Source organism: Yersinia sp. SCPM-O-B-9106 (C-191), assembly GCF_026183365.1.
Taxonomy (GTDB): Bacteria; Pseudomonadota; Gammaproteobacteria; order Enterobacterales; family Enterobacteriaceae; genus Yersinia; species Yersinia rochesterensis.
The window spans coordinates 4189122-4211321 of the sequence record NZ_CP110791.1 but is presented as its reverse complement, the minus strand read 5'-3'; the positions used below and the strand labels follow the sequence as shown (position 1 = coordinate 4211321).

Below are 22200 nucleotides of genomic sequence, written 5' to 3'. Positions count from 1 at the left end.
CGCCACAAGGAAAGAAAAGAATGACGAAGAAAGCTGATTTTATCTGGTTTAACGGCGAAATGGTTCCGTGGGCAGAGGCTAAAGTTCACGTGATGTCTCACGCGTTACACTACGGCACGTCAGTCTTCGAAGGTGTCCGTTGCTACAATTCCCATAAAGGGCCAGTAGTTTTTCGTCACCGCGAACACATGCAGCGCTTGCATGACTCAGCCAAAATTTACCGCATGCCAGTTTCCCAGACTGTTGATGAGCTGATGGAAGCTTGCCGCGAAACGTTGCGCAAAAATAACCTGACCAGCGCTTATATCCGGCCATTAGTGTTTATTGGTGATGTCGGCATGGGGGTAAACCCGCCAGATGGCTATAAGACTGACGTGATTATTGCTGCTTTCCCATGGGGCGCGTATCTGGGCGCAGAAGCGCTGGAGCAAGGTATTGATGCGATGGTTTCTTCATGGAACCGTGTGGCACCAAACACCATTCCAACCGCAGCCAAAGCGGGCGGTAACTACCTGTCTTCCTTGCTGGTGGGCAGTGAAGCACGCCGCCACGGTTATCAGGAAGGGATTGCGCTGGACATTCACGGCTTCCTGTCTGAAGGTGCGGGCGAAAACTTATTTGAAGTGAAAGATGGCATTCTGTTTACTCCGCCATTTACCTCTTCTGCTCTGCCGGGTATTACCCGCGATGCCATTATTAAACTGGCGAAAGACATGGGGCTGGAAGTGCGTGAACAAGTATTGTCGCGCGAATCTCTTTACTTGGCGGATGAAGTATTTATGTCCGGCACTGCGGCAGAAATCACCCCGGTGCGCAGTGTAGATGGCATCCAGGTTGGTATTGGTAAACGCGGCCCGATCACGGCAAAAATTCAACAAGCATTCTTCGGCCTGTTCACTGGTGAAACTGAAGATAAACACGGTTGGCTGGATCCGATCAATCCATAATAAATAAAAACTGACAGACAGGATCAGCAGGTGGTTCGTTCGCCACCTGCAACAGGTTATATCTGCAACAACAAATTGATTTGCAATACAAAAAACTGGAGTGAAGAGACAATGCCTAAGTACCGTTCCCATACCACCACCCATGGCCGCAATATGGCCGGCGCCCGCGCACTGTGGCGCGCTACCGGTATGACCGATGATGACTTCGGCAAACCGATTATTGCAGTTGTTAACTCATTTACCCAGTTTGTACCGGGCCACGTTCATTTGCGCGACTTAGGCAAGCTGGTAGCGGAGCAAATTGAAGCGTCTGGCGGTGTGGCGAAAGAGTTCAACACTATTGCAGTGGATGATGGGATCGCGATGGGCCATGGCGGTATGCTGTATTCTCTGCCTTCACGTGAATTGATTGCTGACTCCGTAGAGTACATGGTTAACGCCCACTGCGCGGATGCCATGGTGTGTATCTCTAACTGCGACAAAATTACCCCAGGGATGCTGATGGCGTCTCTGCGGCTGAATATCCCGGTTATCTTTGTTTCTGGCGGCCCGATGGAAGCCGGTAAAACCAAATTATCCGACAAAATTATTAAGCTGGATCTGGTCGATGCCATGATTCAGGGCGCAAACCCGAATGTCAGTGATGCTGTCAGTGATCAAATTGAGCGCTCAGCTTGCCCGACTTGCGGCTCTTGTTCCGGGATGTTTACGGCTAACTCAATGAACTGTCTGAATGAGGCGCTGGGTCTGGCGCTGCCGGGTAACGGCTCATTGCTGGCAACTCATGCTGACCGTAAACAACTGTTCCTCGATGCCGGCAAGCACATTGTGGCGCTGACCAAACGTTATTATGAACAAGACGATGAGAGCGCCTTGCCGCGTAACATTGCTAACAAAGCGGCATTTGAAAACGCCATGACGCTGGATATTGCCATGGGCGGTTCCACCAATACCGTGCTGCATTTGCTGGCGGCAGCGCAGGAAGGCGAAATTGATTTCGATATCAGCGATATCGACCGTCTGTCCCGTAAGGTTCCGCATTTGTGCAAAGTGGCACCGAGCACCCAGAAATACCATATGGAAGATGTGCACCGTGCCGGTGGTGTGGTGGGGATTTTGGGTGAGTTGGACCGGGCTGGCTTGCTGAATCGCGAAGTGAAAAACGTGTTGGGTCTGGACTTGCCACAAACGCTGGAAGCCTATGACGTGATGCTGACCAAAGACGAAGGGGTCAAGCAGATGTACTCCGCAGGCCCGGCTGGCATCCGCACCACGAAGGCATTCTCACAAGATTGCCGTTTCCCATCCTTGGATACTGACCGCCAAGAGGGCTGCATCCGCACCCGCGAGCATGCTTACAGCCAAGACGGCGGTTTAGCGGTGCTGTATGGCAATCTGTCGGAAAATGGCTCAATTGTTAAAACCGCTGGGGTAGATAAAGACAGCTTAACTTTCCGCGGCCCGGCCAAAGTCTATGAGAGTCAGGATGACGCGGTTGCCGCTATTCTGGGCGGAAAAGTAGTGGCGGGTGATGTGGTTGTTATCCGCTACGAAGGGCCGAAAGGTGGGCCGGGGATGCAGGAGATGTTGTATCCGACCACTTATCTGAAATCCATGGGATTAGGCAAAAGCTGTGCATTGCTGACTGATGGCCGTTTCTCCGGTGGCACCTCCGGTTTATCTATTGGTCATGCTTCGCCAGAGGCCGCCAGCGGTGGGTTGATTGCTTTGGTGCAAGATGGCGACATCATTGATATTGATATTCCAAACCGTGCTATGAAGCTGGATGTTAGTGATGCTGAGCTGGCTGCGCGCCGCGAAGCAGAATTGGCGCGCGGTGATGCTGCATGGACACCGAAAGCACGCGAACGTCAGGTTTCTTATGCGCTGCGTGCTTATGCTTTACTGGCGACCAGTGCCGACAAAGGTGCAGTGCGCGACAAAAGTAAGTTGGGAGGCTAATACCCATGGCGGTATCACAACCCTTATCTGCTGCCCCCGATGGGGCAGAATATCTGCGGGCGATATTGCGCGCGCCGGTGTATGAGGTGGCACAAGTCACCCCGTTGCAAGTGATGGAAAAGATTTCTTCTCGCCTGGCTAATACCATTTTGGTGAAGCGCGAAGACCGACAGCCGGTACACAGCTTTAAACTGCGCGGTGCTTACGCGATGCTGGCCGGCCTGACAGCAGAACAAAAAGCCTGTGGTGTGATAACGGCTTCTGCCGGTAATCATGCGCAGGGCGTGGCGCTCTCGGCCAGCAAGCTGGGTGTCAAAGCATTGATCGTGATGCCAGTGGCAACTGCTGACATCAAAGTGGACGCGGTGCGCGGTTTTGGTGGTGAGGTGCTGCTGTTCGGTGCCAATTTCGACGAAGCCAAAGATAAAGCTATTGAGCTATCCCAATTACAGGGCTATACCTTTGTCCCGCCATTCGACCACCCGGCGGTGATTGCCGGGCAGGGGACACTGGCGATGGAGTTGCTCCAGCAAGACGCCCATCTTGACCGGATCTTTGTTCCTGTTGGTGGCGGTGGGCTAGTGGCCGGTGTGGCAGTGCTTATCAAGCAACTGATGCCGCAGATTAAAGTCATTGGTGTTGAAGCGGAAGATTCCGCCTGTTTACGGGCTGCGTTGAATGCCGGTAAGCCAGTGGATTTGGCGCGTGTTGGGTTATTTGCCGAGGGCGTGGCGGTTAAGCGCATTGGCGAAGAGCCTTTCCGCTTGTGCCAGGAATATCTCGACGAAGTGATCACCGTCGATAGCGACGCCATTTGTGCGGCAGTCAAAGACATATTTGAAGATGTACGCGCCATTGCCGAGCCGTCAGGCGCTTTGGCGCTGGCGGGCCTAAAAAAATATGTGCAGCAGCATAATATTCAAGGTGAGCGTCTGGCCCATGTGCTCTCCGGCGCTAACGTTAATTTCCACGGTCTGCGCTATGTCTCAGAACGCTGTGAGCTAGGTGAGCAACGCGAAGCTTTGCTGGCCGTGACTATTCCTGAGCAAAAAGGCAGTTTCCTGCGTTTCTGTGAGCTGTTGGGTGGCCGGTCGGTGACGGAATTTAACTATCGTTATGCTGATGCCGAAAACGCCTGCATTTTCGTCGGGGTGCGTTTGACCCGTGGTCATGTCGAGCGGGAAGAGATTTTGTCCGAGTTACGGGCGAAAGGTTATCAGGTGGTGGATTTGTCCGATGACGAAATGGCTAAATTGCACGTGCGTTATATGGTCGGGGGGCGTCCTTCCAAGCCATTGCGCGAGCGTTTGTATAGCTTTGAGTTCCCGGAATCCCCTGGCGCATTGTTGAAATTCCTGCATACCTTAGGGACGCATTGGAATATTTCTTTGTTCCATTATCGTAGTCACGGTACTGATTTTGGTCGGGTATTAGCAGGGTTTGAGTTGTCAGATTCTGAGCCACAATTTGAACAGCATCTGACGGCACTGGGCTATGATTGCCACGATGAAACCAATAATCCGGCGTTTAAATTCTTTTTAGCGGGTTAATTGGCGACTGCGAACGACAATCTACCTACGAACTACAGTAATCTCCAAAATGCTTCAATCAACGGCTCATTGAGCCGTTTTTTGGGCACGCAAACCCCCAATTCAAACGGTTCTACCAGCGAAATATCATCCAACAGAGAAATACGGTTGCGCACTGGTTCTGGGCTATTGTCTACCACCACTGACGGGATCAGCGCGACGCCACAACCCAAGGCCACCATCGACACAATAGCCTCATGACCGGAAACTGTTGCGTAAATCAGGGGGTTAGTAATGCGCTGGCGGCGGAACCACAAATCAATGCGTTTTCGTGATGGGCCGTGCTCCGGCAGAATAAAGGGAACATTGGCCCAATCAGGCTGGTCGACAGAGATTAACTCTCGCACCGCACAAGGGAGTGCCGGGGCAATTAACACCAGCGGTATCTCGCCAATCTGAGTAAATGCCACGCTGGTGGGCAGCACTTCAGGACGGCCCGCAATGCCGAGATCGGCTTCATTCGATTGGACTTTATCTACTGCGTCGGCCGCATCACCGGTGGTGAGTTTGATTTCAACCAGTGGATGGCGCGCGCGAAAGCGGTCCAAAATCGGCGGTAAATGACTATAAGCGGCGGTAACCGAGCAAAATAACCGCAGCTCGCCACTTAGCGATGGCCCGTGTTGGCCCAAGGCATGGAGCAATTGTTGATATTGCAGCAGGGTTTGTTGCGCAAAAGCTTTCAACTGAGTCCCGGCATCAGTCAGTTGTACGGTGCGATTATCACGTAAAAACAGCGGCTGACCGATGGTCTCTTCCAAGCGCTGAATCTGGCGCGAGAGGGTGGACGGACTGACATGCATTGCTTTGGCGGTACGGCCAAAATGGCGGCTTTCAGCCAAATGAAGAAATAATTTCAGGTCGCGTAAATCCATCACAGACAGCCTCTTGGGGGAGAAGAGCCATTGTATTGCATAAGGAATAAAGAGTATTGCAGAATCTGCAATATCACATTGTTAATATATCAATTTCAGCAATGTGTTTCCTGTCATATAGTGATTCCAAGATAATCCCCGGCACAGACAGGGGATGTGAAAAAAAACAGTATCAGTACACAAACACCACATTCGTTTGCAGTCACTAAAAAAATAGCTGCACCCACAAAACAGAACCCGAACGGAGTAATACCATGGCTAACTATTTCAACACATTGAACCTGCGTCAGCAGTTGGCGCAATTAGGTAAGTGTCGCTTTATGGCACGTGACGAATTCGCCGATGAAGCAAATTACCTGAAAGGCAAAAAAGTGGTGATTGTCGGCTGTGGCGCACAAGGTTTGAACCAAGGTTTGAACATGCGCGATTCAGGTTTGGATGTGGCTTATGCCCTGCGTAAAGAAGCTATTGCTGAAAAGCGCGCCTCATGGCGTAAAGCGACTGAAAACGGCTTCAAAGTCGGCACTTACGAAGAGTTGATCCCACAGGCAGATTTAGTGGTTAACTTGACGCCAGACAAACAGCATTCCGCCGTAGTTCAAGCCGTTCAGCCGTTGATGAAAGATGGCGCTGCGCTGGGATACTCCCACGGTTTCAACATTGTTGAAGTGGGCGAGCAAGTGCGTAAAGACATTACAGTAGTGATGGTAGCGCCGAAATGCCCAGGTACTGAAGTTCGTGAAGAATACAAACGTGGTTTTGGTGTACCGACATTGATCGCGGTTCACCCAGAAAATGACCCTAAAGGCGAAGGCATGGCGATTGCCAAAGCTTGGGCAGCGGCTACTGGCGGCCATCGTGCTGGCGTGCTGGAATCCTCTTTTGTTGCAGAAGTTAAATCTGACCTGATGGGCGAGCAAACTATCCTGTGTGGTATGTTGCAGGCCGGTTCACTGTTGTGCTTCGACAAGCTGGTTTCTGAGGGCACTGATGCAGCTTATGCTGAAAAACTGATGCAGTTCGGCTGGGAAACTATCACCGAAGCGCTGAAACAAGGCGGGATTACGCTGATGATGGACCGCTTGTCCAACCCGGCTAAATTGCGTGCTTATGCGCTGTCTGAGCAATTGAAAGAGATTATGGCTCCATTATTCCAGAAGCATATGGACGACATTATTTCCGGTGCGTTCTCTAGCGGCATGATGGCAGACTGGGCAGAAGACGACGTTAAATTACTGAACTGGCGTGAAGAGACCGGCAAAACAGCCTTTGAGAATGCGCCACAGTTTGAAGGCAAAATCTCTGAGCAAGAATATTTCGACCACGGCGTATTGATGATTGCCATGGTGAAAGCCGGTGTTGAATTGGCATTCGAAACTATGGTTGATTCTGGCATTATCGAAGAATCTGCTTATTACGAATCTCTGCATGAATTACCGCTGATTGCGAACACCATTGCTCGTAAGCGCTTATATGAAATGAACGTGGTTATTTCTGATACCGCAGAATACGGTAACTATTTATTTGCTAATGCGGCTGTTCCATTGCTGAAAGGCAAGTTTATGGATTCTCTGCAAGCCGGTGATTTGGGCAAAAGTGTTGCCGGGACTGCAGTAGATAATGCGCAACTGCGTGATGTAAATGAAGCTATTCGCAACCACCCAATTGAAGCGGTTGGTCATAAACTGCGTGGCTATATGACCGATATGAAACGTATTGCTGTTGCAGGCTAATGCCCCTTGCTCTTGACGCTGCCGTATTGTTAGCGGCGTTTAAATCGACTTAAAACAGGCCGCTGCCATTATTTAATGGCAGCGGCTTTTTTCTATCTCAAATTCTGTGTATTTCGCGACAGAAAAATTTATTAAATTAATGCTATCACGGCCCGAAAAAAACCTTGTAAGGTGTTAATCGTGGTTAAGCACATCGCAGACAATATCAGTATTTAACGCTATCAATCACTCTATTCTTATCAAGAAAATAAAGCACCTCGCTAATTAGCGGGGTGTTTTTATTTATGGGTATTACACAGATTAATAATAAAACTAATTACATCTAAATAATATTAAGGAGGTGAATAGGACAAATAAATTTAGCCGTAAATATTCTCGTTAATGATGAAACTTAAATAAGGAAATAAGATATGGGAGAAGGACACAGTAATACAACCGGCCATGGTGCTCGTGGCCCTACCGGGGGCGTTAAAGGGGGGCCAACAGGATTTGGCACCGGAAATCCTAATCGGGGTAGTGGATGGGGAGTTTCACAGACTCCCTATGGCCCTCTTCACAATTACAATCCCAGCAAATTTGGGCATGGCAACCGACGCCGTGGTAATCGCGGTGGTCATGCAGGTCATCGTGGCAATACACCGAACCTGTCACAACGGCCAGAACTACAGGTTGCCATTGTTCCCGGCGTCGCGGTTCCCTTATCGCTGGTTGCCAGTGAATGGGGCTTAACGCTGTTTAAGCCAAAGATAGTTGCTGGTGCGCTCGACTTAGCACTGACCCGGCTGGCAATGTTTGCAGTGGATGCGGCTCCTTATGTCGGGCGGTTCGCAGGGGTGGTTGGCATGTTGTTGGCACCCTCTGAAATCGCGAAAGATGATATGTCAGTGATCCGGCGTACCGTCGTCACCCTGCCAGCGGAGCGCATCACGAGTGTACCATTTGCACAGTTACCCACTCAGCCTGCGGTAGTGGCGGATGCCCGCTTGCATGATGTGGTACAGGATGGCGTGCAGAAAATTGCCGTAGTGAAATCTAAACATGTGCCGATTATGGTGCCGGTGGTACAGGCCAAACCCACTGCACGGCCGGGGGTATTCACCGCTCAGATACTTAATGGTATGCCGCCTATTCATATCCATGTTGAAAAAAGTTCTCAACCTCCCGCGACGGTGCAAGCAACGGGTGTCAGTGAAGTGAGGGATAGCCCTGTAACACCGGTATTTTCTCCACTGGGAAATAACAGCCATGATGCGATTGTCTACTTTCCGGCAGAAGCGGATACCGATCCAGTTTATATCTCAGTCACGACAGTGTTGACGCCAGAGCAGATTAAGCAGGGGGAGGAGGAGGATCGCCAAAAACAAGCGCAATGGGAGGCCAGTTATCCGGTTGAGGCGGCGCAATATCAGTTAAGCCAGGCGAAGGACGCTTTAGTCAGAGAGCAGCACAACGTTGAGCCCTATCAAGCGGCACTGGAGAAGCTTAAAAATACTTGGGAAGGGCAGCTTTTAAGTGACCCAGACGAATATCCGTTTAGTTATGAATTTGATGATTATGTCTATATGTGGGGTAACTATGGGTACCATTTTATGTTCGACATTGAGATCAAAAACCGCGAGGACCTGGATAATCTATTAAATATTGGCGGTGAAGCCTTTGATCCTTTCCCTGATGGTCTGAGCCAAGAAGACCTTGAAAAGTACGGGGATTATGCCGGGTATATCATGCAGGAATTGAAGATTGAGCAATACGATCTGTTGCGCGAACATCTATTGGTTCATCAGGATGAGATTAACGCGGCTCAACTGGTTTTAAATTCTTTTCAATATCAATTAGATATCGCTATAGATGCAGTCAATAACGCGGAGCAGCACTTAACTCAGGTCAGGGCACAGTTGGCTGAAGCTGAAAACGCCCGGCTGGCGGCAGTAGCCGCAGAGCGGCAGCGGGTGGAAAACGCCCGGCTGGCGGCAATAGCCGCAGAACGGCAGCGAGTTGAAAATGCGCGGCTGGCGGCAGTAGCAGCAGAACGTCAGCGGGTGGAAAACGCCCGGCTGGCGGCAATAGCAGCAGAGCGGAAACGAGTTGAAGATGCCCGTCTGGCAGCAGAAGCAGCAGAACGGCAGCGGGTGGAAAACGCGCGTCTGGCGGCAATAGCAGCTGATGACTTGGCCAGACAACAGAAAGCACCTGGTCAAGATACCTATTCTTTACCTGCTCATCCGTTGATAAGCCGATATTCATCCAGTTTTGCCGTAGCGGGCAGGGGTTTCGTCACCCTAAAACCTGAGGTTATCCATGCCTTAACGAGTATATTAGCGGTGGCATTGGAAAAACTTCGTCCCTATACAACCCCCTGGCGGGATGATCCACTCGCGATGTTTGTTGGCGCGAGTTTTAATACACTTAGCGCGGGGCTGTCACCCTTGGCGGGCAGTATTGCTCTTAGTGAAATGGGGCTGTCACCCACCACTCCGTTACCACCACAAGGTGAGATTGCTCTCCCTATCCGAATGTTGATGGTTAATTCTCCTAACAGAACGGATTTCTATGCGGTAAAAACAGGTGCGGCGAATATCTCTACGAAGGTAAAAGTCGGTGCTGCACAATTTGACCGGTCTAAAGGCGTTTATACTTTTACCACTGACAGCCTGCCACCTCGCACCTTTACGTTTACTCCGGTACGGCCATCTGGAGTCGATATTGGCTGGGTATTCCCGCAGCCAGCTAAAGTCGATATTGGCTGGATATTCCCGCAGCCAGCTAGTGCTCCGGCTACCCCTCCACATACTGGCGTAACGATTAAATATGCAGCACCACCGACGATTTTATCGTTTTCACAGTTGGATGAGAGGTATTTCCACGATTACATCATTTGGTTCCCGGCAGATTCCGGGCTGCAACCGGTGTATGTTTATCTTAATAGTCCACGGGATGAGCCGGGTGAGGTAACCGGTCGCGGGCAGAGGGTAGCAGGAATTTGGCTGGCAGAGGCGGGTAAAGGGTTAGGGGTGCCCATTCCTGCACAGATTGCCGATAAATTACGTGGCAAGGAGTTCAGTAGTTTTGATAGATTTAGGGAAGCATTTTGGCAAGAGGTTGGGAATGATCCTGAATTGGCAGGGCAGTTTATCCCCAGAAATGTGACTCGAATAAAACACGGAAGATCCCCTAGAGCTAGATTTATTGATACTGTGGGAAAACGACGCTCATTTGAAATACACCATGTAAAACATATTCGTGATGGAGGGGATATTTATAATATAGATAATTTGCATGTAATAACACCTAAAAGACATATAGAGATTCACTCAAAGAAAGGGGGGATGAAATGAAATTAAGATATAAACTAGAAGAGTATACAGAATCTGAGTTCATTGAGCTGGTCTCAAAAATTATTTCAGATGAAGGCTCAGAAGATGAACTAGATTCTCTTTTAGAGAACTTTATACAAGTTAGTGAGCACCCCTCAGGATCAGATTTGATTTATTATCCAGAAGATGGTGCAGACGATAGCCCTGAAGGAATACTTAAGCTAGTTAAAAAGTGGCGAGCTGAAAACGGTAAGCCTGGATTTAAAGAATAAATAATATCGCTAAGTAATAATATAAGCCGCCGCTCTGGCGGTTTATATTTATTTTATTAATTATTCTCTGAAATATTAATATTATCTTTATTACATCATCTGGTTCCCGACAGATTCAGGGCTGGAGCCGGTGTATGTTTATTTTAAAACGCCACGGGATGAGCCGGGTGAGGTAACCGGCCGCGGGCAGCAGGTTTCAGGAGTTTGGCTGGCAGAGGCGGGTAAAGGGCTGGGGGTGCCTATCCCCGCACAAATTGCCGATAAATTACGTGGCAGAGAGTTCAGTGGTTTTGATAGATTTAGGGAAGCATTTTGGCAAGAGGTTGGGAATGATCCTGAGCTATCGAAGCAGTTTAAATCTGGTAATTTAGGGAACATTAAGAATGGCAAGGCTCCATCTCCTAGAGAAAGTGAGCAAGTAGGTGGTCGGGTAAAATATGAACTTCATCATGTGAAACCTATTAGTAAAGGTGGTGCCATTTACGGAATTGACAATCTTAGAGTGCTAACGCCTAAAAGGCATATAGAAATTCATAAAGAGGTGAAATAAAATGGAAGAAAAAACTATATCTGACTACACGGAGTCTGAGTTTTTAGAATTAGTAAGAAAACTCTTTAATGTAGAAAATACATCTGAAGAAGAAGATATTAAAAATCTCCTTGAATTTAAAAAGCTATGCGGGCATCCAGCTGGTTCTGATCTTATCTACTACCCAGAGGCCCATCAGGATGACAGTCCTGAGGGGGTTGTGAGAGAAATAAAAAAATGGCGCGCCGAGAATGGTAAGCCCGGGTTTAAAGAGTGAGCTATATAGTTAAGCAATAATATAATCCGCCTTTCTGATCGTCTATATCATCTTAGTTTATTGTTATATAAATAATTAATCCGTCATGTGGCGCTTAACTGCCGAAGTTCAGAAGAGGGTGTATTGATTTTCGTATCTGAATGCAGATGTGTGAAAATTATTAAATTAATGCTAACCCGACCCGCTAAAACTCTTGTAAGCTGTTAACAGTGGTTAAGCATATTATAGATATATATATTACCTCACTGTTTTATTAATAGAAAAATTTTCATTATAAATAGAAAGGCCTCACTAATTAGTGAGGCCTTTTTTGTGGATAATATTAATCAAATAAATAAAAAGGTATTAAAATATAAAAAGGAGATGGTTAATGAGTGACATTCAAACTGTTTTGGCCCGCTGGGGTGTCTGGGCGAGAGAACATTCTCAGCTGGATTATCCTCATATCGCTAGTGGATTTAAGGGGGTGGAAACCAGAAACAAAATGGCTGAATCCTGCTGCGATAATGACGGATTAGCCATTGATAAAACAATCGGGAATTTACAACGAGCCTCGCGAGAAAAAGAATTAGAGCTTATCCTACGTCATTATGTTTATGGGCAATCGAAAGCTTCTATTGCTCGATTGAAGAAATGTAATGAACGGGAAATTAGACGTCAATTACAAATTGCTGAAAGTTTTATTGAAGGGTGTATAACACAATCTGATATTTCACTGGAAATGCAGGTGTAATGATTTATATATTTTGTAAATGTAATAACGTTTAATGGGGCAGGGCGAGGCTAAAGCTTATTGGGCAACCTTTTAGTTGCATCTAACCTCAGAGAAACAAGTTGCTATTAATAATAGGGTCAGATTTTAACCCTTAGAACTCTCAGAATTAATAGCTATTGGAGTAACTCCCGGTTAATGCAATTGCAGCTTATTTTAACTTCTTCGTAATCACCGTGGACATTGCCAAAATATGGGTAGGTAATGACTGCTTCTGCATAATTGTCTTGATCGAAAAACGAATAAGAGACCAAATGATTGCTGGTACCCCAGCGTAATAGAAGTCTTCCATTAGGTACTGACCGGAAGGTTTTAAGTTGGCCAAGAGGGGGTAAAATTGATGGCCTATCTTATGTTCAAGAAGATCTATTTTTATAACTTCAGTTAATGTATTTCCCCGAAATTAAATAAATGGCAAGGCTACAGAGCTGTAAATCGACTCTGTTTTTGGCTAACCCAGCAAACTGACATTCCCATCAGCGTACTTTATTTTAGATTGCTGCTAAAAGTCTTATTGTTACCTAAATCATCGACTAAGACAAAATCAACGGTTTTGCTGCCCGCCAAGGGCGAACGATTGAGTGGAAAATTCAGTTTAGAGAAAGGGGCGACCATATCCGGCAAGCTTTCAGCGCTACCTAATGTGAGGGCGGAGAGTGAGGCATAATAAGGTGTCGGGTTATCAACTCTTACCAAGGCGGTATCGCCGTTACGTTCTAAAGTAAAAGTTAATGCTTTGCTGACACTATCCGCTGGGGCGGGCAAGTTTTTAGGGCGATAAAACACTTTATACTGCATGCGCAAAGCCAGTGTAACGGAAGACTCATCATCGGCTTTAGGTGTTGCTTTTGGGGGGATTTCGTAAACGTTGAGCCAAAATGCAGACTCTCTATCCAGCGGTAATTTACTGGCACCCGATAAAATCAAACGTAAGCTGCGTTGGGCTTGTGGTTGTAAGCGAAACAATGGCGGTAACACTAGCACTGGCGAAATCGCTTTCTCCGGTGTTGCCATCAAATCACCATCATCCACCCACACCTGCACCGCCACCGGGTAGCTATTACTATTGACCAATTGCAGTGATTCTTCCGTGTTGCCCTCACTGAAGATAATACGTGTTCTTTCGGCCACGACACTTGCCATGGCCGGCACACTAGAGGCCATTATCAGTAATAATAGCAGCCCATTGATTCTGCGTTTAAAACACAGATTATTGAACACGGATAACCACTTGCGCATGTGCATTCACCGCTCCTGCCGTCACAGTTTGCCCGCTGATTTTACTTAACTCAGCCCGAAAATTCTCAGTGTAGCTGTTGCCGCCACTCACTGTGCCGGTTACTTCTTGCGCGCCTTGGAGGATACCATACCAACCACCGTTATTACCGGTTTGAGTCGCATTCTTCGATAGCAGATAAATCGGGGTGTTGTTGCGGTATATGCGGATCCCAACGCCACTGGCCATTCCGGCTGCGCCATAATTATCTGAAACCAAATGACTAATACCACCGCTGCCATTCATTAACCCTAATGTTTGGGCTTTGGCGGCATTGGCCGCGGGTACCAGAAAGCCCATAGCCACCGCACCGGCATTGACACCGGAGGTAATGCCGCTCTGGCACTGGAAATCCACATTAAACTCAGCCGAACTGCTTGCACCATTATTCAATTCTGCGACAGAAATTCGGGGTAATATCACCGTCGGGGTGAAATTGGTCACCGCACAAATGGTGGTACGGCGGAAAGTCACATAATTGTACAACCCGATAGAGGCAGGCCAAGTGCCATACCAACCGGGCCAGTTTGATACTGAGTCAGTCCCTTCAACCGGGCCACTAACACCAGGCCCTTTAAAGGCGATATAAGCATTTGGCTGAGTATAAGCATAGGCATAAGATGCGGCGTTGTTGGTGCTGGCGCGGGCATAATCAATACGAAATAGCTCGGTATAAAGGTTACTGAAATTCTTAGCTTTGACTAAAATACGACCGGTACTGTCGGTATCAAGACCCGTCAAGCGCCGCCCTTTCCATAAGCGTGTGTAATACTCACCAGTAGATAGATTTGTAAGCCGGATGACGACATTGCGAACATAGGTTGCAAAGCCATAGGGGACATTGCCAGCAATGGCGCCATCGTTATTTTTTCCGCCAAAGTCATTATCCCCGTTAGTGGCATACATCTCGAAAAGCTGGTCGACATCTGCTGCGGCGCAACGGAATAATACCCGCTCCGGGTTATAGCCGCTATTGAGAGCAAAAGTGGTAAAATCGGATGTTGCTGCGGCTAATAATGTTCCGTCGGGCTGAAAATTGGCTGCGGTACTGAGATCGATCATTCCTGGTAAGCCGAGTGATCCATTATTGTAATCTAAGGAGCCATCCCATGGACCTGCGGTACCATCACCGGCAGCCAACTGGTTTTGTGCTGTGATTTTGGTACAAGCTGCCCATGTCGAAGTGCTAAATAGCCCGATAAGTAGCATTATTCCCGCCACAAAACGCGGACGACGGGAATTAACAGGCATTGTTGTCCGTGAAACTTCGCAAGATATTAACTGCTCTGTTGGTCTTAACATTATTTTTCTCATAATGGTTAACGGCGGCAACTGCCTGTTATATGGATAATATCTTGCTCAGTATCTTGGCTAGCAAAATTATAAGGTAGTTCACATTGCTCAGTGCTGTTTTCACCCCAGCGAACATAAAGTGAACCCTTGTTATCTTTCACTCGCGCATAGATCTGATTCCCCTGACCCACCATTCCGACCAGTTCATCTTTGCTGTTAAAGACATCAGCGCCCAGAGGTAATCCTTCACCATCTGCTGTTTGGGTTTGAATTAATACCGCATAGCCGGTCAACGTTTCGAATTTCACTTTCACCGCCGCCCCAGCATAAGGAACAACCCGCCCCTGATTTTCTTTCAACTCAGTATTGCGATTAATGCCTTTGGTATCCAAACCGACTGTATTGTAATTATATGGCGTTAATGACGGCACCAGAGCAAAACCATTATTATCAATTCTCGCCCCTTGTGCATTTCGCACTGTCGCACCTTGAGCACCATCGGCCTCAATTAAGCCGAAGGTCTCGCCCAAATAAGGCCCGAGAGTCACACCTTTACTGTGTATTACCGCTGCGCCGCGAGCGCCAGCGCCGTATTGAGTATAATTATTGCCACGAGAATAACTGCCATTGACGGTGGCGTTAGGGAATTGTTTTTGCACATTTGCTCCCCAGTTATTTGAACTGCCACTGATATTACTATCGTCATAACCCGCATTGACTGAGTAATTAAAAGTATTACGTTCTCCGGCGGTACCTGATAATGACGTCTGATAGTTATTGCCACTTTTCGGATTACGGTTGGCCGACATGGATAAGTATTGATTCCTGCTGCCAATATTCAGTGGAATAGACACCGTTAACGATGCGATATTTTCGGTATTACCGTAGCGCGTTGTTGTTGCCGTCTGATCAGTATCATCAACATCCCAACCAAACTGGGTGGAAGTATAAATTGTGCGCTGACGACTAATGGCCACGTTGTAGCTGATATTATTATAACTATTTGAATAGTTTAGCTGTAACTGCGTATCTCTCTGGGTATCATTATAATAATCACTGGTTGAGGCTGAGGCCGCTAATTGACCATATCCACCCAAAGTTTGGTTTATTGTAGTGGTAAACTGGCTACGTTGTTTATAGGTTGATGAATCCCAGGTTCCGCCATTTTTTTGTACTGAACGCACGCCAAACACATCATTTAAATCACGATAGCCTTTGGTTGAATAGCGATATCCAGCCAAGGAAAATGTAGTGCCAGTATTATTAAATGTCTGGCTATAAGTCGCCTGCATCCGCCAGCCATTTTGGGTTTGATCATCTTCAACTTTGGCGTGGGAATAGGTGGTATTAAGACCAAACGCGCCAATTGGCGTCCCTAAAACACCCCCCGCAAGTAATGCAGCATAATCTTGTGCTAAACGAAGCCCGCTGTTGGCTGTTATTTGATTCGTCAGCCCACGCTCATAGGTAAAATCAGTGAAATAGCTATCAATATTAGTGAAATCACGAGATTCCCCAATGACCGCATTATAACGGCTCACACCAGGACGCATTGAATCCGGTACCGCACTGAAAGGCACAGTAAATGTCGAGCGGCTGCCATTCGCTTCTACCACTTCAACATTAAGGTCACCTTGGCTGGTAGTACTGTACAAATCGTTAATAACAAATGGGCCGGGAGCAACGTTAGTTTCATATATTTCACGGCCATTCTGGCGAATAATCACCCGGGCATTACTGGTGGCAACACCACGAACTTCAGGAGCGAAGCCGCGCATTGATTGTGGCCACATGCGTTGGTCGGTTGCCATTTTTGCGCCACGAAATGACATGGTGCCGAATAAGGTGCTGTCGGTGAAAGTTTCACCCAGTGTCAATTGGCTATCTAATTGCTCGATAGGGCGCTGCACATAAGTGCGGATATTATTCCACTGGGTATCACTGTTATTGTTATTACTGGCATAGCGCACATTTGATTGCTGACGTAATTGCCACAATCCGAGATTGAGGCCACTTTTTAAGCCAACAAAACCGTAATCAGAAGTGCTATTTTGCTGAGATTTCGTGTCGCTACGATAAAAGTTAGCGCTGTAGTTAACGAATGCGAGTTTTTCGCCTTCTTCCCATTCTGTGCGCTCAATATAACCTCGAGGCCGTTTTTGTAAGAATGATTGTGGAATAGAAAGCTCTAAGCGCAGTTTAGCCTGATCAAAATGAAAAGACGCCCCTTTTACTCGCTCTGATAATGGCAGACATTGCCCTGTAGCCACAGAATCTGAAGGTGTTGCTTCTAATTCTGGCTCTACCTCAGCGGCATTAGATTCTTTAGGCGTGGTGTTATTTTTATTGGCTGATTCAACTTTATTAGATAGTTCAACGCCGGCAGCTGTTAAGAACTCATCATCCAGGCACGGGTAAGCCTCCGATGAATCAGCATTCTTAATAAACTTAATCGTCGTGCGCTTGAATAGTTTGTTATTAACCAAGACATCTACAGCATCGTAGTTTCCGGGCGTAACAGAATTCTCTTTATTCAACTGATTCAGGCCAGAAGCAAAATTTGTGCCTAGAAAGAGAGATTCATCAAACTCGAGATTTTGTGGATCTTCCTGAGCCAAAACAGTATCGACATGTAAAACTAAAGTTATGCACAGCGTTAATAATTTCTTGCGGCCAGAAAACTTCTTTTTTAGAACGACTTGTTTTAGTTCGATTTGTGCAAGCCCCATAAATATTCCTTCGCCGGAAAATTACTACTGAATTTTATAACTATTGAGTTTTATAACTACCGGTATCTTGCCCGCCAAAATCATTCACTAACAGGAAATTAACAATAGCATTTGAAGGGGCAGATGAATTTGGAATAATCCACTGAGCCTGAGACATTGGAGCAATCATCTCTGATTTCATTTTAAGTTTTTTACCACCGCCAACGACTTCACCACTGGCAATGGTGGCATAGAACCCGCTTGGATTTTTGCCTGTCACAACAACATCTTTACCTTGTTGGCGTACAGTAAAAGTCAGTGTGCTGGCAACTTGCTCAACACGGCCAGCAATATTTTCGGGCCGATAAAACACTTTAATGCGGTTACGCATCAACACTAACATTTTATTATTCTTTTCTGCTTTATTAACAGGGGGAACCTGTAAAAAATTAAGATAGAACACAGATTCTCTGTCGGTTGGCAAACCACTTCCGGTATATTTTAGTCGTAAGGTTTGGCCTGCATTTGCTTCAATACGAAAGAACGGCGGGGTGACGATAAACGGAGCTTTACCCGTTTCTGGTGTTGATTGAGCATCACCACTGTCTAACCAGACCTGGACAGCATTAGGGAAATTATCTTTATTGGTTAATTGGACACTGTGCTCTTTTTCTGATGCCGAATATATAATACGGCTGCCGCTCATGACTACGCTGGCATTAGCAAAAGATATACCCATAAGAATTAATAAAGGGATAAGCAGATAACGGTAGCTATTTATATTAAACATGATGGGAATATCCTCTGAAGGGAATGGCCAAATAGTATTATACCCTGGGTACTCGAAGCTGCGGGCGGTTAGCTACACGCGCCTACCCACAACTCCAATTACATAGAGTATAACCTATCCTACTATACTGATATTACAGGTAAGAAACTGCGTATTGTACAGAGGCGATCACAGAACCAGGGGTAGCTTGACCGGTAGCAAAATATTGAACAGCGAAATCATGCTCAGCTGATGTTGCGTTGGCTTTCAACACGATGCCGTCTTGTGCTACACCACTATTCAGATTAATACCTGTTGTAGTGACGGCATCTTTCAGTAATTGAAGCTCAACATTTGATGCTGTGCCGGTATTTTGTAAGTTACCATTAGTTGTGACTTGGTTACCAACGAAAACTGTTTTGACATCAATATCATCAGCGCTTGCTGCACAACCTGATACACCCAGAGTAAAGGTTGTCTTACCGGCGGTTTTACCTGAAGCATCTAAATCGCTGCTTGATACTGTTGGCAATAATACCATTGGGTTTGCGTCAAGGCCGTTGACGGTAACAGCACAAGTTTGTGCAGTAACTTCACCTTGGAAAGTAATTGTATTATTGCTAGCTGCCATTGAAGCAGTTGTAGATGCTGCGAATAAAGCCATAGCCAAAGTAATCTTATTCATTTGAAACTCCAATATGATAATTTAATATGGGTTAAATCCTCATGGGTATTTAAATGAGAATGAGAACTTAACTTAATAAAGATGAAGTGGTTAATGACTATATGGCGAATAACATTCGATTATATTCGTCAGCTTTCCACAAGGTTTTCATTTAAAGTGATTCAGTGGTTTTTATTTCCGCTGCATCCCTTACTTGATGACGACTATAATATAGAGTGTGACGATGATCGCACATAGGACAAACAAACCAATGTTTGTAGGAATTTTCCCAGTGAAATGCATTTTTTATTAAACTAGATGTAACCTTTTGTTTTTAAATGAATTAAATTTTATTTAAAAAGTCACTAATGAGATCTTTCTTGTTGTTTTATTGATAAATTACATTAACGATGATTTTTTTTAACATTTAAATGCAGTTTATTCGTATGATTTAATATATGTTTTGTAAAGTTAAGTGTGTGTTTTGTATAGATGTAACTGGTGAGACGTGGAGGATTAATAATATCCATGTGACTTTCTGAAAATAATTATTTTTCAATGTACATTGTTCTGGAGGTAAATAGGAGTGCTAGCGATGTGTTATTTGCGCCGCCAGCAAGGTGGCGCATGACTAATTTAATTACGATATAAAACTTTAATAATATGATAACCGAACTGGGTTTTGACTGGGCCATAGGGTTGCAGTAGTTCGCAGCTGAATACAGCTTTATCGAATGCCGGAACCATATCCCCTTTATTGAACTCACCTAGATCGCCGCCGTTACGTTTTGACGGGCAGTTAGAGAATTTTTTCGCTAACTCTTGGAAATTTGCACCGTTATTCAACTGTGCCAGAATATCGTTTGCCTGCTTTTCATCATCAACCAGAATGTGCAGTGCAGAAGCTTTGTTTGCCATAGTAACAATCACCACCAATTTATTGGGTAGGGTTATCTGAACGAAGATTATCTTCAAGGGAGCCTTGAAGCGCGCCAGTGTAACGTATTTTGGTCGTGATGGGGCCACCGTGCTCTACGTTTTACAAATCATGCGTTTTACACATCACGTGTTTCATAGACCTTGAGTTTCATAGAGCAAAAAATAGTAGGTGGTTTTTTTTCATCGGCCGCTTTCTGCTACAATCCTGTTCCCCCGTTTACCTACAGAGTTGCCGAGTGCTATGCGATTAAATCCCAGCCAACAACAAGCCGTCGAATTTGTCACTGGGCCTTGCCTGGTGTTGGCCGGTGCGGGTTCGGGCAAAACCCGAGTCATTACCAATAAGATTGCGCATCTGATCCGCCAATGTGGCTATCAGCCAAAGCATATTGCTGCGGTAACCTTTACCAATAAAGCCGCGCGCGAGATGAAAGAGCGCGTGGCTCAGACTTTAGGGCGCAAAGAAGCGCGGGGTTTGATGATTGCGACATTCCATACTTTGGGGTTGGAAATCATCAAAAAAGAGTACAAAGCACTGGGAATGAAATCCAATTTCTCTTTGTTTGATGCACAAGACCAACTGGGTTTATTGAAAGATTTGACCCACAAATGGTTGGAAGACGATAAAACGTTGCTGCAACAGCTGATATCCCAGATCTCAAATTGGAAAAATGATCTTCTCGATCCTGCTGCCGCCGCAGCCTTGGCGCGATCCGAGCGCGATAAGTTATTCGTCCATTGTTATGGCTTATATGATGCTCATTTAAAAGCCTGCAATGTATTGGATTTTGACGACCTTATCTCGCTGCCAACGCTGTTGCTGCAAAACAATCTGGAAGTGCGCGAACGTTGGCAAAATCGGCTGCGTTACCTACTAGTAGATGAATACCAAGATACCAATACCAGCCAGTACCAAATGGTTAAATTGCTGGTGGGCAGTCGGGCGCGCTTTACCGTGGTGGGTGATGATGACCAATCCATCTATTCATGGCGCGGTGCACGGCCACAGAACTTAGTTTTGCTGAATGAAGATTTCCCCCAGTTGCAGGTGATCAAGCTGGAGCAGAACTACCGCTCTTCGGGCCGAATTCTGAAAGCGGCGAATATTTTGATTGCCAATAACCCGCATGTTTTTGAAAAAAAACTCTTTTCTAAATTGGACTATGGCGATGAGCTAACAGTCATTACCGCCAATAATGAAGATCATGAAGCTGAAAGAGTGGTCGGTGAACTTATTGCCCACCATTTTGTGAAAAAAACGCAATACAGCGACTATGCCATTTTGTATCGCGGCAACCATCAATCACGGTTGTTTGAAAAGCTGCTGATGCAAAACCGCATTCCTTACCGTATCTCCGGCGGCGATTCATTTTTCTCGCGCCCAGAAATCAAAGACTTGCTGGCTTACTTGCGGGTATTGACCAATCAGGATGATGACAGCGCATTCTTACGCATCGTGAATACCCCAAAGCGCGAGATAGGGTCAGCGACGATTCAAAAACTGGGTGAATGGGCCAATGTGCGCAATAAAAGCCTGTTTCGCGCCAGTTTTGATTTAGGGCTAGGCGAGCATCTGAAAGGTCGTGGGCTGGAGTCATTACAGCGCTTTACTCATTGGATGGACGGTATTATTCGGTTAGTGGAACGCGAGCCAGTGGCGGCAGTGCGGGATTTGATTCACGGCATTGATTATGAGAGCTGGCTGTTCGAAACCTCTCCCAGCCCGAAAGCCGCTGAGATGCGGATGAAAAACGTCAATTTATTATTCAGCTGGATGACCGAAATGCTGGAAGGGTCAGAATTGAATGAACCAATGACCCTGACTCAGGTTGTCACGCGCTTTACCCTGCGCGATATGATGGAACGCGGGGAAAGTGATGAGGAGCTGGATCAAGTGCAATTGATGACCTTGCATGCTTCAAAAGGGCTGGAATTTCCGTATGTATTCTTGGTCGGCATGGAAGAGGGTTTACTGCCACACCAAAGCAGCATTGACGAAGATAATGTCGATGAAGAGCGGCGACTGGCCTATGTGGGAATCACCCGTGCTCAGCGCGAACTGTTTTTCACTTTGTGCAAAGAACGGCGGCAGTATGGCGAGCTGATTCGGCCAGAACCAAGCCGCTTTTTGATGGAATTGCCGCAGGATGATTTGAAATGGGAAAATGAGCGCAAAGTCGTGAGCCCGGAAGAGCGGATGCAAAAAGGCCAGAGTCACCTGGCCAATATTCGTGCGCAACTTGCGAATGCTAAAAAGCCACAGTAAAGCTGATGCGGCGCT

Annotated in this window: 17 protein-coding genes; 10 read left to right on the top strand and 7 right to left on the bottom strand. The window is 46.6% G+C overall.

The features are described 5' to 3' along the window. The first annotated feature begins 20 nt into the window (after positions 1-20). From OP863_RS18990 to ilvA, 3 genes are all read left to right on the top strand, one after another. Positions 21-947: a branched-chain amino acid transaminase gene (locus OP863_RS18990; protein ID WP_038638091.1), complete on the top strand. Its 927-nt coding sequence runs from the start codon at positions 21-23 to the stop codon at positions 945-947. Between the two features lie 111 nt (positions 948-1058). Beyond that, the gene (gene ilvD / locus OP863_RS18985) at positions 1059-2909 is read left to right on the top strand and encodes a dihydroxy-acid dehydratase (RefSeq protein ID WP_038638092.1); all 1851 of its coding nucleotides are present in this window, start codon (positions 1059-1061) and stop codon (positions 2907-2909) included. A 5-nt stretch (positions 2910-2914) separates the two neighbouring features. Further along, positions 2915-4459: a threonine ammonia-lyase, biosynthetic gene (gene ilvA / locus OP863_RS18980; protein WP_265525711.1), complete on the top strand. Its 1545-nt coding sequence runs from the start codon at positions 2915-2917 to the stop codon at positions 4457-4459. 32 nt (positions 4460-4491) lie between these two features. Here the strand turns inward: ilvA and ilvY are convergent, their stop codons facing one another. Further along, positions 4492-5373: an HTH-type transcriptional activator IlvY gene (ilvY, locus tag OP863_RS18975; RefSeq protein WP_038638098.1), complete on the bottom strand. Its 882-nt coding sequence runs from the start codon at positions 5371-5373 to the stop codon at positions 4492-4494. 254 nt (positions 5374-5627) lie between these two features. Between ilvY and ilvC the strand changes: the two genes are divergently transcribed. The 6 genes from ilvC to OP863_RS18945 all read left to right on the top strand — a co-directional run bounded on the left by ilvC (position 5628) and on the right by OP863_RS18945 (position 12231). Further along, positions 5628-7106, top strand: coding sequence for a ketol-acid reductoisomerase (gene ilvC, locus OP863_RS18970; protein ID WP_038638101.1), 1479 nt, complete (start codon positions 5628-5630; stop codon positions 7104-7106). A gap of 410 nt (positions 7107-7516) precedes the next feature. After that, positions 7517-10441 carry a colicin-like bacteriocin tRNase domain-containing protein gene (locus OP863_RS18965; RefSeq protein ID WP_265525710.1) on the top strand — a complete coding sequence of 975 codons (2925 nt, stop codon included), beginning with the start codon at positions 7517-7519 and terminating at the stop codon, positions 10439-10441. Further along, positions 10438-10692, top strand: a complete 255-nt coding sequence (locus OP863_RS18960; RefSeq protein WP_219647905.1) for a bacteriocin immunity protein — start codon at positions 10438-10440, stop codon at positions 10690-10692. The genes OP863_RS18965 and OP863_RS18960 overlap by 4 nt, the downstream gene beginning before the upstream one ends. Positions 10693-10822: 130 nt before the next feature. After that, positions 10823-11242: an HNH endonuclease signature motif containing protein gene (locus tag OP863_RS18955; RefSeq protein ID WP_265525709.1), complete on the top strand. Its 420-nt coding sequence runs from the start codon at positions 10823-10825 to the stop codon at positions 11240-11242. A gap of 1 nt (position 11243) precedes the next feature. Further along, entirely contained in the window at positions 11244-11498 is a 255-nt protein-coding gene (locus OP863_RS18950) for a bacteriocin immunity protein (RefSeq protein WP_265525708.1), read from the top strand. 370 nt (positions 11499-11868) lie between these two features. Beyond that, positions 11869-12231 (top strand): antiterminator Q family protein, encoded by a 363-nt coding sequence (locus OP863_RS18945; RefSeq protein WP_265525707.1) that lies wholly within the window; start codon positions 11869-11871, stop codon positions 12229-12231. A 525-nt stretch (positions 12232-12756) separates the two neighbouring features. Here the strand turns inward: OP863_RS18945 and OP863_RS18940 are convergent. From OP863_RS18940 to ppiC, 6 genes are all read right to left on the bottom strand, one after another. Further along, a complete protein-coding gene (locus tag OP863_RS18940) occupies positions 12757-13515 on the bottom strand; it encodes a molecular chaperone (RefSeq protein ID WP_145591913.1) in 759 nt (252 codons plus the stop codon). Next, entirely contained in the window at positions 13481-14797 is a 1317-nt protein-coding gene (gene stbD / locus OP863_RS18935) for a fimbrial usher protein StbD (protein ID WP_265525706.1), read from the bottom strand. The genes OP863_RS18940 and stbD overlap by 35 nt, the downstream gene beginning before the upstream one ends. A gap of 68 nt (positions 14798-14865) precedes the next feature. Then, positions 14866-17568, bottom strand: a complete 2703-nt coding sequence (locus OP863_RS18930) for a fimbria/pilus outer membrane usher protein (protein WP_416222818.1) — start codon at positions 17566-17568, stop codon at positions 14866-14868. Between the two features lie 40 nt (positions 17569-17608). Then, positions 17609-18337: a molecular chaperone gene (locus OP863_RS18925; protein WP_186377419.1), complete on the bottom strand. Its 729-nt coding sequence runs from the start codon at positions 18335-18337 to the stop codon at positions 17609-17611. A 133-nt stretch (positions 18338-18470) separates the two neighbouring features. Further along, positions 18471-19001: a fimbrial protein gene (locus OP863_RS18920; protein WP_145509708.1), complete on the bottom strand. Its 531-nt coding sequence runs from the start codon at positions 18999-19001 to the stop codon at positions 18471-18473. Between the two features lie 615 nt (positions 19002-19616). Next, positions 19617-19898, bottom strand: coding sequence for a peptidylprolyl isomerase PpiC (ppiC, locus tag OP863_RS18915; protein ID WP_004704164.1), 282 nt, complete (start codon positions 19896-19898; stop codon positions 19617-19619). A gap of 262 nt (positions 19899-20160) precedes the next feature. On the opposite strand from ppiC, the gene rep reads away from it, so the two are divergent. Further along, positions 20161-22185, top strand: coding sequence for a DNA helicase Rep (rep, locus tag OP863_RS18910; RefSeq protein ID WP_145510130.1), 2025 nt, complete (start codon positions 20161-20163; stop codon positions 22183-22185). Positions 22186-22200 lie beyond the last annotated feature (15 nt).